The organism is Chromohalobacter canadensis, from assembly GCF_029544075.1.
Taxonomy (GTDB): domain Bacteria; phylum Pseudomonadota; class Gammaproteobacteria; order Pseudomonadales; family Halomonadaceae; genus Chromohalobacter; species Chromohalobacter canadensis_A.
The window spans coordinates 57,217-71,373 of record NZ_JAJQJH010000002.1; the positions used below are offsets into that span (position 1 = coordinate 57,217).

11 protein-coding genes and 1 pseudogene are annotated in these 14,157 nt (G+C 63.4%); 7 read left to right on the forward strand and 5 right to left on the reverse strand.

Translation table 11 applies throughout. From position 1 onward, the window contains the following. Positions 1–12 precede the first annotated feature (12 nt). Positions 13–2,385 carry a mechanosensitive channel protein gene (ybiO, locus tag LUN51_RS03915; RefSeq protein WP_277810223.1) on the forward strand — a complete coding sequence of 791 codons (2,373 nt, stop codon included), beginning with the start codon at positions 13–15 and terminating at the stop codon, positions 2,383–2,385. A gap of 141 nt (positions 2,386–2,526) precedes the next feature. Here the strand turns inward: ybiO and LUN51_RS03920 are convergent, their stop codons facing one another. The 5 genes from LUN51_RS03920 to hemC form a co-directional block, all read right to left on the reverse strand. Next, positions 2,527–3,873 (reverse strand): NCS2 family permease, encoded by a 1,347-nt coding sequence (locus tag LUN51_RS03920; RefSeq protein WP_277810224.1) that lies wholly within the window; start codon positions 3,871–3,873, stop codon positions 2,527–2,529. 196 nt (positions 3,874–4,069) lie between these two features. Further along, positions 4,070–5,299, reverse strand: a complete 1,230-nt coding sequence (locus tag LUN51_RS03925; protein WP_277810225.1) for a heme biosynthesis HemY N-terminal domain-containing protein — start codon at positions 5,297–5,299, stop codon at positions 4,070–4,072. Then, the gene (locus LUN51_RS03930; protein WP_277810226.1) at positions 5,296–6,843 is read right to left on the reverse strand and encodes a uroporphyrinogen-III C-methyltransferase; all 1,548 of its coding nucleotides are present in this window, start codon (positions 6,841–6,843) and stop codon (positions 5,296–5,298) included. The genes LUN51_RS03925 and LUN51_RS03930 overlap by 4 nt, the downstream gene beginning before the upstream one ends. A 45-nt stretch (positions 6,844–6,888) precedes the next feature. Continuing rightward, on the reverse strand, positions 6,889–7,644 hold the full coding sequence (locus LUN51_RS03935; RefSeq protein WP_277810227.1) for a uroporphyrinogen-III synthase: 756 nt from the start codon (positions 7,642–7,644) through the stop codon (positions 6,889–6,891). Next, the gene (gene hemC / locus LUN51_RS03940) at positions 7,641–8,585 is read right to left on the reverse strand and encodes a hydroxymethylbilane synthase (RefSeq protein ID WP_277810228.1); all 945 of its coding nucleotides are present in this window, start codon (positions 8,583–8,585) and stop codon (positions 7,641–7,643) included. Before hemC ends, LUN51_RS03935 begins: the two co-directional genes overlap by 4 nt. A 182-nt stretch (positions 8,586–8,767) precedes the next feature. Between hemC and argH the strand changes: the two genes are divergently transcribed. The 6 genes and pseudogenes from argH (at position 8,768) to LUN51_RS03970 (ending at position 14,144) form a co-directional block, all read left to right on the forward strand. After that, on the forward strand, positions 8,768–10,171 hold the full coding sequence (gene argH / locus LUN51_RS03945; RefSeq protein ID WP_277810229.1) for an argininosuccinate lyase: 1,404 nt from the start codon (positions 8,768–8,770) through the stop codon (positions 10,169–10,171). A gap of 14 nt (positions 10,172–10,185) precedes the next feature. Further along, positions 10,186–10,281: pseudogene (lptM, locus tag LUN51_RS03950) on the forward strand (LPS translocon maturation chaperone LptM); the annotation flags it as partial. A 98-nt stretch (positions 10,282–10,379) separates the two neighbouring features. Further along, positions 10,380–11,636 (forward strand): diaminopimelate decarboxylase, encoded by a 1,257-nt coding sequence (lysA, locus tag LUN51_RS03955; protein WP_277810230.1) that lies wholly within the window; start codon positions 10,380–10,382, stop codon positions 11,634–11,636. After that, positions 11,636–12,469 carry a diaminopimelate epimerase gene (dapF, locus tag LUN51_RS03960; protein ID WP_277810231.1) on the forward strand — a complete coding sequence of 278 codons (834 nt, stop codon included), beginning with the start codon at positions 11,636–11,638 and terminating at the stop codon, positions 12,467–12,469. The genes lysA and dapF overlap by 1 nt, the downstream gene beginning before the upstream one ends. Positions 12,470–12,544: 75 nt before the next feature. After that, positions 12,545–13,264 carry a DUF484 family protein gene (locus LUN51_RS03965; RefSeq protein WP_277810232.1) on the forward strand — a complete coding sequence of 240 codons (720 nt, stop codon included), beginning with the start codon at positions 12,545–12,547 and terminating at the stop codon, positions 13,262–13,264. Next, a complete protein-coding gene (locus LUN51_RS03970) occupies positions 13,248–14,144 on the forward strand; it encodes a tyrosine recombinase XerC (RefSeq protein WP_277810233.1) in 897 nt (298 codons plus the stop codon). Before LUN51_RS03965 ends, LUN51_RS03970 begins: the two co-directional genes overlap by 17 nt. Positions 14,145–14,157 lie beyond the last annotated feature (13 nt).

Consider the following 14,157-nt stretch of genomic DNA (forward strand, 5'->3'; position numbering starts at 1 on the left):
GGAGGTTACTGCGTGCCGACTCTACGCCTCGATACGTGGCTCAGCCGTTGGTTGTTGCTGTGTCTGCTTTTCGTGATGGCGCCGGCCCTGGCTCAACAGGGCGCGACGCCTGCAGGAAGTAGCACTCCCGCCTATTCTACCTTGGCCGACATGCTCGAAAACGAGCAGACCCGCCAGACGATCATCGATCAACTGCGTGCCCAGGCAGCCCAGGAAAACGCCCTGACTGTCGAAGGGGCATCCTCTCCCGAAGAGATCGCCGACGGGGCGCCCAGCGACCAGACAGCCGAAGAGGTGTCCTTCCCTCGCCGCCTGGCCGATGCCACCAGCCATATCGCGGGGGATCTAGGCGGTCAGTTCAAGAGCCTAGGCACGGCTCTAGTCGGCTTGTTCAGCAGTAGCGATGCAAGCGCCAGCGGGCCGGGCTTCGATACCGGAGCGTTTCTGATTTCCGCACTCAACCTCGCGCTGGTGGTGATCGGGGCCTTCGTTGCGTTGCTCGTACTCCGACGCATCGCGTCGCCGCTATTCCGCAAGCTCAGCCAATGGTCATCGCAGCGAACCGAAAAAAGCGCCCTGCTGCGCACTATCGTCGCCGTCGTACTGGCCGCCATCGTGGATGTCGTCGTCGTCATACTGGCTTATGTCGTTGGCAATCTAGTGGCGACCTTTGCCATCGGTGTGGCGGGCAGCATGGAAACGCGTTTCTCGCTATTCCTGAACGCCTTCTTGATGATCGAGCTGTTCAAGGCCGCGCTGCGCATGCTGTTCTCGTCGCATTACGATGGCCTGCGCCTGATGCCCATAGCCTCCCAACAGGCTTCATATTGCAATCGCTTCCTCGCACGCCTGGCCGGCTTCATCGGTTATGGCATGCTGGTCGCTGTGCCCATCATTAATTACAACCTGTCGCCTGCGCTCGGCCAGGGGCTCGGCACGCTGATCATGCTCCTGGCGTTGATCTACGCCGCCACGGTGATCCTCAAACATCGCATACCGCTACGCGATGCCCTCATGCAACGCGCCGATAATGCCGACATGAGCGCCACTCGTTTCGCGCTACGTCTGCTGGGCCGCACCTGGCACATGTTGGCCTTAGCCTATGCTTTGGTGGTCTTCGCCGTCACCGTGCTGCATCCGCAGACGGCGCTGCCCTTCGTGCTGCTGGCCACGCTCAAGACCGTCATCATCATCGGCATCGGCATGTTGGTCTCTGGTGTGCTCACCCAGTTGATCGGCCGCCGCGTTCGTCTCTCCGGGGATATCCAGCGTCGCCTTCCGCTGCTGGAAACGCGCCTCAACGCCTACGTACCGACCGCCCTCAAGGTGATTCGCGCAATCATTTTGATCGCCGTGGCGATGTTCGTGCTCAGCACTTGGCAGGTCTTCGACCTCGCGGCCTGGTACGCCTCCGAGGCCGGCATACATGTCGTGGGCACCACGCTGAATGTGATCATTATCCTGCTGGTGGCCATCGCCGCCTGGATCGGCCTCGCTAGCCTGATCGAGCATCGCTTGAATGCGGATGCCGGTGCCGGTGAACCTTCAGCCCGCGCCAAGACACTGTTGTCCCTGTTCCGCAACGCCCTGGCGATCGCCTTGATCACCATGACGGCGATGATCATATTGGCGGAAATCGGCATCAACATCGGCCCGTTGATCGCCGGTGCCGGGGTTCTCGGCCTCGCCATCGGTTTCGGCTCGCAGAAGCTGGTACAGGACGTTATCACCGGGGTCTTCATTCAGTTGGAAAACGCCATGAACACCGGCGATGTCGTCACCGTCGGCGGCACCACCGGGACGGCCGAACGCGTCGGCATCCGCTCGGTGGGTATTCGCGATCTCTCGGGCACCTACCACATCGTGCCGTTCTCCTCGGTGGATACCGTCTCCAACTACATGCGCGAATTCGGTAACCACGTCGGCGAATACGGTATCGCCTACCGCGAGAGCATCGACGATGCCATCGAGCAATTGCAAGCCGCCTTCGACGCTCTCAAGGAAAGCGAGCACGGCTACAAGCTGCTTGAACCGCTCAGCGTGGCCGGCGTCACCGCACTGGCCGACAGCTCGGTCAACATCCGCGTGATCATCAAGACCACGCCGGGCGACCAGTGGGCCGTGGGTCGTGCCTACAACCGCCTGGTCAAGATGTATTTCGACGCCGCGGGCATCGAGATTCCGTTCCCGCACACCACGCTCTACTTCGGGCAGGAGAAGGACGGCAGCGCCCCACCGGCCAATCTGCGCATTCTGTCCCAGAAGGGCGACGTGGTGGATAGCCAGTCACCCTCCGGCAACGCGTCGCTCTCGCCCGACGCCCCATCGGATGAGAATACGAATCCCGAGCATACCAAGCCGGACAACGACGAGGACCCGAACTGAGCCCGACGCGTCGCCGCTTTCACGGCGACGCCTAGACGTCAAAGGGCCGCCCCTGCCGGGGCGGCCCTTTTTTCGGTCACGGCCTTCTCGGTCATGGCCGCCCTCGGGGACACCGGGGGGCGGCCATGATCGCTCAACGGCTTATTGCGTCGTCACCAGCATGATCGCGCAGAGCACTGCCGTCACCCACATGGCCGGTTTGATCTCGGTTAGGCGCCCCGTGCACAGCTTGATCGCCACGAAGCTCAGAAAGGCGAAGGCGATGCCCAGCGTGATCGAATACGTCAGCGGCATGACGATGATCGCCAGAAACGCCGGAAACGCCTGATCCATCTTCTGCCACTCGATGTGCCCCACCGGCGCCAGCATGAACACACCCACCATCACCAGTGCCGGGGCGGTGGCGATCGCCGGCACCAGCGACAGCAGCGGCGACAGGAACAGGAACGGCAGGAACAGCAAGCCGCAAACCACCCCGACGATCCCGGTACGCCCGCCCTGGGCGACTCCCACGCCGGATTCGATGAAGGTCTGCGCGGCACTGGTTCCCAACGGCGCGGCGATCATCGACGCAAAGGCGTCCACGGTCATCGAACGCTTGAGGTTGCGAGGCTGACCGTTCTCGTCCTTAAGATCGGCGGCCTCCGATAGCGCTAGGAAACACGACAGCGCATCGAAGAAGTTGGTGAACAGCATCACGAAGATGAACGGCCAATAGGCCACCTTGAGCGCGCCCCAGAGATCCACCTGCCACATGACGCTGAAGTCCGGCCATGCGGCGAGACCACTCCATGCCACGACGACATCCGCCCCCCACAGACGCCCCATGGGTATCGCCACCAGCGTGGTGATGACGATTCCCAATACCAACGCGCCGTTGACGCGCAACGTGACCAGAATCGCCGTCAGCAGCATCCCGGCAATGAAGGTGATCAATGCTGGGTCCAACGCCCCTAGCGATATCAGCGTGGCGGGATCATCGACGACAAAACCGGCGTTCTTGAAGCCGATGAAGGTAATGAATAGCCCGATACCGCAGGTGATGCCATAACGCAGCGAATCGGGAATCGCCTCGACGATCGCCTTGCGCACGTTGAAGAATGCCAGTAGTGCGAACAGCACGCCCGACCAAAACACGCAGCCCAGCGCTACCTGCCACGGCAGGCCCGCCCCCTGTACCAGGGTGTAAGCAAACAGGGCGTTCATGCCCATGCCAGGGGCGACGAGAATGGGGTTGCGCGCATACAGCCCCATCGCCAGGCTGCTCAGGAAGCTGATCAGCACCGTCGCGGAAAGCCCTGCCGAGAACGGAATCCCCGCATCGCTGAGGATCGTCGGGTTGACCACGATGATGTACATTGCCGCGAGAAAGGTCGCCAGGCCGGCAAGTAATTCTGTTCGCAGGGTCGAGCCATAGCGGCGGATGCCGAAGTAACGCTCCAGGGCACCATCCTGTTGCGTCGTCGATCGGTGGGGAGTCTGCGCCATGATGTTTTCCTATGGGTATCATTGTTGTCATGAAGGAAGCTCTAACGTTACCCATACCTTGACCAGTTGGACAAGAGTATAGAAACATCAACGGCCTACAGGCCACTCCGTTAAGGCACCTGCAGGCCGCAACTCGCCCTTCATGACAGGCGATAAAAAAGGGCGCCCGCAGGCGCCCAGGAGAGCAAAACGTTGGTTAGCGTGTGCGTTCGCTCGGCTGCGGTAACGCTGGCAACGAGCGATCGAGCAGCTCCACGCTCTGACGATAGAAGAGCTGACTCTTCTGATGTTCGCCTAAGTTGGCGTAGAGGCGCGCCAGCTCGGCACATACCACCCCACTGGAACGCTGGCGCTGGCTGGCTTCGAAGTATTCCTGCGCCTTGCCCCAATAAGCGTTGCGCAACGATAAACGCCCCAAACTCAGCAGTAAATCGGGGTCGTTGGGACGCTCCTGCAACCATTTCTCGGCGTATGCCAACTGACGCCCGGCATCCACGTTGAGCAAGCCATAACGCAGCACTAGGCGCGTGTCCCAGTGCTCCTTGAGGGAATGACGCAGCAAGCGCTCGGCCATCGCTTCTTCGCCGTCCTTGACCAACGCCTCAGTATACAAGACCACCAGTTCGACATCGCTGCGCAGGTAGTCGGGCATATCAGCCCACAGGTTGCGCACGCGGTTGGCATCGGCAGTGGGCTGGCGCTGGACCGCCTGCAGGATCAACTCGTGATAGGCACGCTGTTCCAGCTCACGGCGCTCTTCCTCGGTGATCAGCTGTTGCTTGTCGAGCTTGGGCAGCAAATGACGCAGCCCCTCCCAGTCGCTGACGCTGAGATAGGCCTGACGCAGCAATTTGAGTACTTGTGGATGATTGGGCAGCTGCTTTTCGAGGCGCGTCAGCGTCGCCAGCGCCTCCTCGAACTGCTGGCGATCGAGCATCAGCTGCGCTTGCACTATGCCCACCGCGTTATCGGCTCCCTCGGTACTATGATGGGCACGCTTGAGTAGCGTATCGGCATGCTCGAAACGTCCCTGATAATGCGCCGCCAGTGCCGCGGAAAGGTAATTGACCAGCGGCGTACTGGAATCGTCCGCCGCCTTGACCAGGTCCCTCTCGGCACGTTTCCAGCGGCCTTCGGCGAGCGCCACCAAGCCTCTCACGGTACGCTTCATGGCATTACGATTGCGCGTGCGGCTATTCCAGACCTTGAGCCGGCTCACCGGACGACGCAGCCGGTGGAGGACGCGCAGCAGGAAATGCAGGGCCAGAAACACCGCTAGCAATATCACCAGACCCAGCCAGAAGGAGGTCTGAATCGAGGTATCACCCACGCGCACCAGCCAGTAACCGGGCATCGACTGCATCAGCTGGCCGAATAGCGCGCCGACAGCCAGCCCCACGACGATGAGAAGAATCAGCTTTCTCATGCACTGTCTCCTTCATCGTTCTGACGTTGCTCGCCACCACCGTCATCGTTGCCATTCTGGAAACGCTTCTCGATGAAGTCCTTGAGCGTCTGCTGCGACTCGCTGATATCCGGCAGCTCAGGCCGAATGGTCTTGTCACGCAATGACTCAAGGCGCCCAAGGGAGTTGTTCACCGCATCTTGCTCGGTGTCGTAGTAGCGCTCAATCAGGGTGATCGCCTTGTCGAGGCTGGCTTGGTAAAGCTTGGGCTCGGTCTTGAGCAAGGCCAATTGAGCCTGCTCGAGCAAGAGGCGCGCGTTCTGGCGCAGGTAGGACTCCTGCTCAGGTGTCACCAAGGCTTCAAGCGCTTCATCGTGACGGCGTATGACGACGAGATCCTTGAGCTCACCGCCCAGGCGGGAGAGCTGTTGTTGCCAGCCGCCCTTGAGCGAGGAATCGTCGTCGTTCTGCGCGGTGATCTCTTCCACGTCCTGCTTGAGCGGCAACCCCGCCAGTTGCTCCTGCTGCGCCATCAATGTCAGATACAAGCCGGTGCGATCTACCGTGGGCACTGAATCCAGCGCCGCCAGCTCGGACTGAATCGCCCGGCGCACCGGAATCAGTGCCGGGTTGTCGGCATCTGTCAGACGTTTATCGGCAGCCTTGAGCAACGCCTTGGCACCCTTGACGTCGCGCTCGAGCTGCAGGCGCTGGTTAGCCAAGCGCAGCAGATACTCGGCCTCGGCATGCAGCCACTCGCGCGGGTCGGCCTCCTGCTCGTCGGCCAGCTCGGAGAGCACCTTGTCGAGATTCTTGTCGATGTCTTGACGATAGTCCTGAAAATCGCCCTTGAGCGATTCGAACGCCTTCTCTCGTTGGTCGAGACGTTCGCGCAGCGTGTCGAGGGTCTGCGCGTTCTTCTCGCCGGCACTGGCCAGCTCGGCCTGTTGCGCCTGTAAGCGCTTCCAGCCATACCCAAGCCCCAGCGCCACGACGATGGCTACGATTACGGCGATGATCAGCGCCACAATGGCCAGGCCACGCCCGTTGCCACCGCCACCTTGCGAAGTTTGTGCGGAGGGGGGCGAGGTGCCGTTGCCGACGCCGCCGGCTTTACTCGACGTCGTCTTGTCATGCGAGGCAGCGCCCGCCGACGCCCCACCGGCCGACGATGAGCGCGTGCCGCCGGTGCGGGTCTTACCCGTATCCTTGGCCGGGGTGTCCGTCGCTTTTTGCTGGGACTTGGCGCCACGTTTGGCGGTAGCCGACGATGCGCCGGCTCCGGATGTCGTCTCGCTCGCCTTGCGAGACGCATCGTCCGTCTTTTCATCCGCCTTTGACGTCGCATCGGAAGAAGTCTGGGACGCCGCGGCGTCGGTTGTCGATGCCTTGGACGACGCGGCATCCGCCGCCTTGTCCGAGGCACCGCGCGCCTCGTCGGCTACCTCGCCGTCGGCGTCGGCCTTGTGAGTCTCGGAGGAAGCCGGCGACTGAGGCGTCTCGTCAGCGGACGTCGACGCATCGGTGGGCGTGTTTTTATCATCCTGATCCTGTCGTTTGCTCATGTGTCGCTAGCCCTTTTCAAACTCATCGTGATCAACGTCGGCGCGTCACGTGTCGCCTACTTCCTGTACGGCGGTCACCAAGGCCTCGGGGGTCGCACCTTGCGCTACGTATAGCGAAGCGAAGCCCATCGTGTCTGCCAGTGTAGCCAAACGCTGACTGGAAACGATTAGCGGTTTGTTCAACGCCGCCTGTCCGCACCAGATAACCAGATGCTCGAGCAATTCGCCACTGGTCACGATCATGGCCGTGAAATCGCCCGTGGCGAGCCAGCCTGCAGCGGTCGTGTCCGGCGCCGTATAAACGCGCCGATAGAGTGCCAGCTTGGTGGCCCGTGCGCCACGTGCCTCGAGCGTCTGCGTGAGCAGCTGGCGCCCCCCTGTTCCGCCGACGACCAGCACCCGCTGACCGTCGAGCCGTGTCAGTGAACGCATCGCCAATAGCGCCTCGCTGGTCGTGCCCCGACCGGGGTCAGGCACACTCGACTTGACGTCCAGACCACGGTAAAGCGTCGCCGCCGTCGCCACCCCCAGCGCATAGAAACGCGGCCCCTGCGGCAATTGCGGCCAATAGCGATCAAGCCACTCGACCAAGCACTCGGCAGCGAAGGGGCTGGTCACGACTACCACGTCGTACTGATCGACATCCAGCAGGGGAGCGCGCTTGACCTCGTCGACGTCGAGCGGCTGCAAATGCATCACCGCCGGGCGGGCGGGTGCGAAGCCCGCCTCCGACAAGGCCTTGGCCAGCCGCTCGCCGCCCTCGCCGGGGCGCGTCACCAGGATGCGTGACGCGGCGCTCATTCCCCTTGGCCGTACACGTCCGCCAGGATCTCGCCGGCGCCCTGATCGAGCAGCGACTCGGCGATGCGCACGCCCAAGGCCTCGGGCTCGGAAGCCGAGCCACGCCCTTCGGCACGCAACACATGCGAGCCATCCGGATCACCGACCAGCGCCCGTAGCCATAGAGTGCGGTCGTCATCCTCGAGCACAGCGTAGCCGCCGATGGGCACCTGGCAACCGCCGTCCAGGCGCGTGTTCATGGCACGTTCGGCGCGCACCCGGGTGGCCGTCTGCGGATGATCGAGCGGCGCCAGGATCTCGAGCAGCGTTTCATCGTCATAGCGACATTCGATGCCCAAGGCGCCCTGGCCGCAGGCCGGCAGGCTGACTTCCGGCGGCAGCTCTTGGGTGATGCGATGGCCAAGCTCGAGACGTTCGAGCCCCGAGGTCGCCAGAATGATCGCCTCGAACTCGCCGCCGTCCAGCTTGCCCAGGCGAGTTTGCACGTTGCCACGCAGGTTGAGCACCTCCAGATCGGGGCGCGCCTCCTTGACCTGCAGGCCCCGGCGCAGGCTAGAAGTGCCCACACGCACGCCCTCGGGCAAGGCGTCCAGGGTAGCGTAATCGTTGGAGACGAAGGCATCCGTGGGTGCGCCGCTTTCCAGAATCACCGATAGCCCCAGCCCTTCGGGGAAGTGCATCGGCACATCCTTCATCGAGTGCACGGCGATATCGGCACGCCCGTCCAGCAGCGCCTCCTCCAATTCTTTGACGAACAGCCCCTTGCCACCGACCTTGGACAGCGGCGAATCGAGAATCTTGTCGCCACGCGTCGTCAGGGCGACCAGCTCCACCTCGAGTCCAGGATGTAGCGCCATCAGCCGAGCCTTGACATGCTCAGCCTGCCATAACGCAAGGCGGCTCTGACGGGTGGCGATGCGCAGTGTCTGCATGGCGGGCATTGAACTCTCCTAAATGGGCGCACACCGATTCGGCGGCGGGGATGACTATCATCATAAAGCAGTCCCCGGTCGAGGAAAAATCCCGCCCCCAGCGTTCCCGTGCCCTGTCCCACCTCGCCAGCGGCGCCGACTCTGGTACACTCAGGGCATCACCATCTCGACCAAGCAGGACGCCACGCCCGATGAGCAATACGACCAACCAATCCTGGGGCGGACGCTTCAGCGAGCCCACCGACGCCTTCGTCGCGCGCTTCACGGCATCGGTAGACTTCGACCGGCGCCTCTATCATCACGACATTCGCGGCTCGATCGCGCATGCCACCATGCTCGAACGCGTTGGCGTGCTCACCTCTGATGAGTGCGAGGCCATCGTGCAAGGCCTCGGCGAAGTCGAGCGGGAAATCGAGGCCGAACAATTTCCTTGGTCGGTGGAACTCGAAGATGTGCACATGAACATCGAGGCCCGGCTGACCGAGAAAATCGGCATCACCGGCAAGAAGCTGCATACCGGGCGCTCGCGCAACGACCAGATCGCCACCGATATTCGACTTTATCTGCGCGACGAGATCGACATCGTCGCGGCCGAGCTCGCCCGCCTGCGCGAGGGGTTGATCGAGCTTGCCACCCGCGAGGCCGACACCATCATGCCCGGCTTCACGCATTTGCAGACCGCCCAGCCGGTGAGCTTCGGCCACCACCTGCTGGCCTGGCAGGAAATGCTCGCCCGCGACCACGAACGCCTGCTGGACTGCCGCAAGCGCGTCAACGTGATGCCGCTGGGTGCCGCCGCGCTGGCCGGCACCACCTATCCCATCGACCGCCACGTCACCGCCGAGCTGCTGGGCTTCGAACGCCCCGCCGAGAACAGCCTCGACGCGGTCAGCGATCGCGACTTCGCCATCGAGTTCGGCGCCTTCGCCAGCGTACTGTTGATGCACCTGTCACGCATGAGCGAGGAGCTGGTGCTGTGGACCAGCGCCCAATTCGACTTCATCGACCTGCCCGACCGTTTCTGCACCGGCTCGTCGATCATGCCGCAGAAGAAGAACCCTGATGTCCCCGAGCTGGTACGCGGCAAGACCGGCCGCGTCTATGGCCACCTGATGGGACTTTTGACGCTGATGAAGTCGCAGCCACTGGCTTACAACAAGGACAATCAGGAAGACAAGGAACCGCTGTTCGACACCCTCGACACCGTGCAGGGCTGTCTCAAGGCGTTCGCCGACATGGTGCCGGCCATCGAGGCCAAGACGGACAACATGTTCGAGGCCGCGCGCAAGGGCTTCTCCACCGCCACCGATCTAGCGGACTACCTCGTGCGCGCCGGTGTGGCCTTTCGCGATGCCCACGAAATCGTCGGCCAAGCCGTGGCGCTAGGCCTGCGCGAGCAGAAGGACCTTTCAGAGATGTCCCTCGACGAGTTGCGCCAGTTCTCCGACGCCATCCAGGCCGACGTCTTCGAAGTACTGACGCTGGAAGGTTCGGTGGCAGCGCGCAATCACATCGGCGGCACCGCGCCGGATCAGGTCCGCGCCGCTGCCCAACGCGCCCGCGATGCGCTCGCTACGCTGCAACAGGAGGCATGATGCGCTTACTTCCCATGCTGGCCATTCTCGGCATAGCTGCGTTCACGCTCGCCGGTTGCGGCCAAAAGGGGCCGCTTTACATGCCCGATGACGAACAGGCCAGCGAGCAGTACGATCCGGCGAACGCCTATGAAGACGACGCCGATCAAGGCGAAGAAGGCGCCGCAGACGACGCTTCTTCTCAATCCGACAGCGACGCAGACTGACGATGGATCATTTCAACTACCGCGACGGTCAACTCTACGCTGAAGACGTCCCAGTGGCCGACATCGCCGAGCGTTTCGGCACGCCCTGTTACGTGTATTCACGGGCGACCTTCACGCGCCACTTCAAGGCCTATAGTGACGCGTTGGGCGAGCATCCGCACCTGATCTGCTACGCGGTGAAGGCCAATGCCAACCTCGCCGTGCTCGACCTGTTGGCGCGCCTCGGCGCAGGGTTCGACATCGTCTCCCAAGGCGAGCTCGAGCGTGTGCTGGCTGCCGGCGGCGACCCCGCCAAGGTGGTGTTTTCCGGCGTCGCCAAGCAGGCCGGTGAAATGGCCCGCGCGCTGGAAGTGGGCATCAAGTGCTTCAACGTGGAATCGCTGCCGGAACTCGAGCGCCTGAACCAGGTGGCGGGCGAATGCAGTCGGGTGGCGCGCGTCTCGTTGCGCGTCAATCCCGACGTCGACGCCCGGACGCATCCCTACATTTCCACCGGCCTCAAGGCCAACAAGTTCGGTATCGCCGTCGACGATGCCTTCGAGGTCTATCAGCGCGCCGCCGAACTGCCGAATCTCGAGGTCGTCGGTCTGGATTGCCACATCGGTTCGCAGCTCACTGAGCTAGCGCCCTTCCTCGACGCCCTGGACCGCCTGCTGGTGCTGCTCGACCGCCTGCATGAGGCAGGTATTACCATCGAGCACCTCGACCTGGGCGGCGGCCTCGGCGTGCCCTATCAAGACGAGCAACCGCCCGCGCCCTACGATTACGCCCGCGCCTTGCTTGAGCGCCTCGATGGCCGCAACCTGACGCTGCTCTTCGAACCGGGCCGCTCGATCGCCGCCAACGCCGGGATCATGCTCACCCGGGTCGAATACCTGAAGCCCGGCGAGACTCAACATTTCGCCATCGTCGACGCCGGCATGAACGACCTGATTCGCCCCGCGCTGTATCAAGCATGGCAGCGCATCGTGCCGGTCGATACCCGAGCGCCGCGCGAGACGGCACTCTACGATGTGGTCGGCCCAGTCTGTGAAACCGGCGACTTCCTGGGTAAGGCGCGCGAACTGGCCATCGCACCGGGCGACCTGCTCGCGGTCCGTTCGGCGGGAGCCTACGGCTTCGTGATGGCCTCCAACTACAATAGCCGACCGCGTCCGGCCGAGATCATGGTCGACGGCGGTAGTGCGCAGGTCGTGCGCGAACGCGAGCCACTCGCCGCCTTATGGGCTGGCGAACACCGCCTGGCGGAGACCTCCTGATGCTGCTGCATTTCACCAAGATGCACGGGCTCGGCAACGACTTCATGGTGGTCGATTTGGTCACCCAGCGGGCGCGGCTCGACACCGAGCGCATCCGGCAGTTGGCCGACCGTCATCTCGGCATCGGTTTCGATCAGTTGCTGCTGGTCGAACCGCCGCGCGACCCCGAAATGGATTTCCGCTACCGCATCTTCAACGCCGATGGCCACGAAGTGGAAAATTGCGGTAACGGCGCTCGCTGCTTTGCACGCTTCGTGCGCGAAGCGCGCCTGACCCACAAGCGTGAGATTCGCGTCGAAACCCAGGCCGGGCCTCTGACCCTTCGCGTCGAGGAAGACGAGCGGGTCCGCGTAAACATGGGCGTGCCGCGTTTCGCGCCCGAAGCCGTGCCCTTCGATGCCCCGGCCGATGCGCCCACGCATACCCTGGAGGTCGACGACGCACGCTGGGAGATCGGCGTCGTTTCGATGGGCAACCCTCACGCTGTCCTCGTGGTCGACGATGTCGATACCGCGCCGGTGGCACACCTGGGCCCGCTCATCGAACGCCACGTGCGCTTCCCCCGGCGCGTCAATGTGGGCTTCTTGCAGGTCGTCTCGCGTCACGAGGCGCGCCTGCGGGTCTTCGAACGCGGCAGCGGCGAAACGCTGGCCTGCGGCACCGGCGCCTGCGCGGCGGTGGCCAATGGTATCCGGCGCGGGTTGTTCGAGAGTCCCGTCGATGTTCATCTACCCGGTGGCACGCTAACCTTGGAATGGTCCGCCGAGGACGCCCCCATGGTAATGATCGGCCCCGCCACCAGCGTCTTCGAGGGGCGTATCGCGCTACCTTAGCAGCATTGCCGAGTGCCCTAAGAACCTGCAAACAACGACACGGCACGCAAGACGGAAACACAGGAGAACATACGCATGTCCCAAACCCAGGCGCCCGAGCCGCGCACTACGCTCGACCCTGAGCGTGTCGCGCATTGGCTGGCCCGTCACCCCGACTTCTTCGTCGGCCGAGAGGGACTGCTCCAACAGCTAAAAGTGCCGCATCCCCAGACCCAGGGCGCGATTTCGCTGCTCGAACGTCTCGTGCACGACCTGCGCGAGCGCGCCGAGACCGCCGAATGGCGCCTCGAGCACCTTTTGGAGACGGCGCGTCATAACGAGGCACAGTACCAGCGCACCCGCTCGCTGATCCTGGCGCTGCTCGAGGCGGAAAACGTCGACGCGTTGGGCGAGGCCCTATCGACCCAACTCAGCGAACGCTTTCGCACCCAGGCGGTCGCGTTGTGGCTGGACTCGCCCCACGATGGTAGCGCCGTACAGCCACCCCAGATGCGTCTCGATGACTCTGCGCGCGCGACACTGGAGGAGCTTCTCGACGGCCACAACAGCCGCTGCACTCAGCTCTCGCGAGAAGCGTGGCGTACGCTCCTTCCCCATTCCGAGCCACCCGAGAGCAGCGGTTCATGCGCCGTGACGCGCTTGACCATGGGCGAGCCGCTCGGCTATCTGCTGCTTGCCAGCCAGGAGAGCGAGCACTTTCGTGCCACGCTCGACACCCTGTTCACCGATTACCTCGGCGAAATCGTCGCGCGCTTGCTGATCCGGCTGGATACCGAGCATGCACGCCGCGATTGAAGAGTTCCTGCGCGGGCTGGCGGGGCATGCCAGCCCCGCAACACTGGATGCCTATCGGCGCGACTTGGCCGCACTAGCGCATTTCCTCGAGGCACATGACGTCGACGACTGGTCCACGCTGGATGTTGCCCTGGTCCGTCGTTTCTTGGGCGCCGAGCGCACCCGCGGTCTAGCCCCGCGCAGTCTCGCCAGGCGCCGCGCCGCGCTATCGCGCTTCGCCGATCATCTGGTGCGCAGCGGCGTGCTCGCTCACAATCCCGTGGCCTTGACCCAGACACCGCGTCAGCCTCAGCACCTGCCGCGTCCGGTGGATGTCGATCAGTTATCGCGCTTTCTGGATACCCCGCACGACGACACCCCACTCGGCGTGCGCGATCAAGCCATGCTGGAGCTGTTCTATTCCTGCGGGCTGCGTCTAGCGGAGTTGACGGCGCTGGACATCACGGATCTAGAGACGCGGCGTGTGCGAGTGGTGGGCAAGGGTAGCAAGCCTCGCCAGATGCCCCTTGGCAGCCGTGCCCAGGCAGCGCTGACCGCATGGTTCAAGGTCCGTGGCCAACTAGCCGACGCGGAAGAACGCGCGCTGTTCGTCGGTCAACGCGGCGTACGACTCGGGCATCGCGCGGTGCAGAAACGCCTCGTGCATCTTGCCCGCGAGCGCGGCCTGCCCGAACACCTGCACCCGCATCGGCTGCGCCACTCCTTCGCCAGCCACCTGCTCGAATCGAGCCAGGATCTGCGTGCCGTGCAGGAGCTTTTGGGGCATGCCAATCTGTCCACCACGCAGGTCTATACGCGTCTCGACTGGCAGCATCTCGCCGACGCCTACGATGCTGCCCACCCGCGCGCCCGGCGCCACGAAACGCCCGGCGAAGGCTGAGCCTTAAGTCTCT

Bases quoted from the DNA above. Each gene is read 5' to 3' on its own strand.
- LUN51_RS03965 (WP_277810232.1), top strand. From the start codon at position 12,545: ATGTCCCAAACCCAGGCGCCCGAGCCGCGCACTACGCTCGACCCTGAG.
- LUN51_RS03925 (WP_277810225.1), bottom strand. From the start codon at position 5,299: ATGAGAAAGCTGATTCTTCTCATCGTCGTGGGGCTGGCTGTCGGCGCG.
- LUN51_RS03970 (WP_277810233.1), top strand. From the start codon at position 13,248: ATGCACGCCGCGATTGAAGAGTTCCTGCGCGGGCTGGCGGGGCATGCC.
- LUN51_RS03935 (WP_277810227.1), bottom strand. From the start codon at position 7,644: ATGAGCGCCGCGTCACGCATCCTGGTGACGCGCCCCGGCGAGGGCGGC.
- LUN51_RS03930 (WP_277810226.1), bottom strand. From the start codon at position 6,843: ATGAGCAAACGACAGGATCAGGATGATAAAAACACGCCCACCGATGCG.
- dapF (WP_277810231.1), top strand. From the start codon at position 11,636: ATGCTGCTGCATTTCACCAAGATGCACGGGCTCGGCAACGACTTCATG.
- LUN51_RS03920 (WP_277810224.1), bottom strand. From the start codon at position 3,873: ATGGCGCAGACTCCCCACCGATCGACGACGCAACAGGATGGTGCCCTG.
- lysA (WP_277810230.1), top strand. From the start codon at position 10,380: ATGGATCATTTCAACTACCGCGACGGTCAACTCTACGCTGAAGACGTC.
- argH (WP_277810229.1), top strand. From the start codon at position 8,768: ATGAGCAATACGACCAACCAATCCTGGGGCGGACGCTTCAGCGAGCCC.
- hemC (WP_277810228.1), bottom strand. From the start codon at position 8,585: ATGCCCGCCATGCAGACACTGCGCATCGCCACCCGTCAGAGCCGCCTT.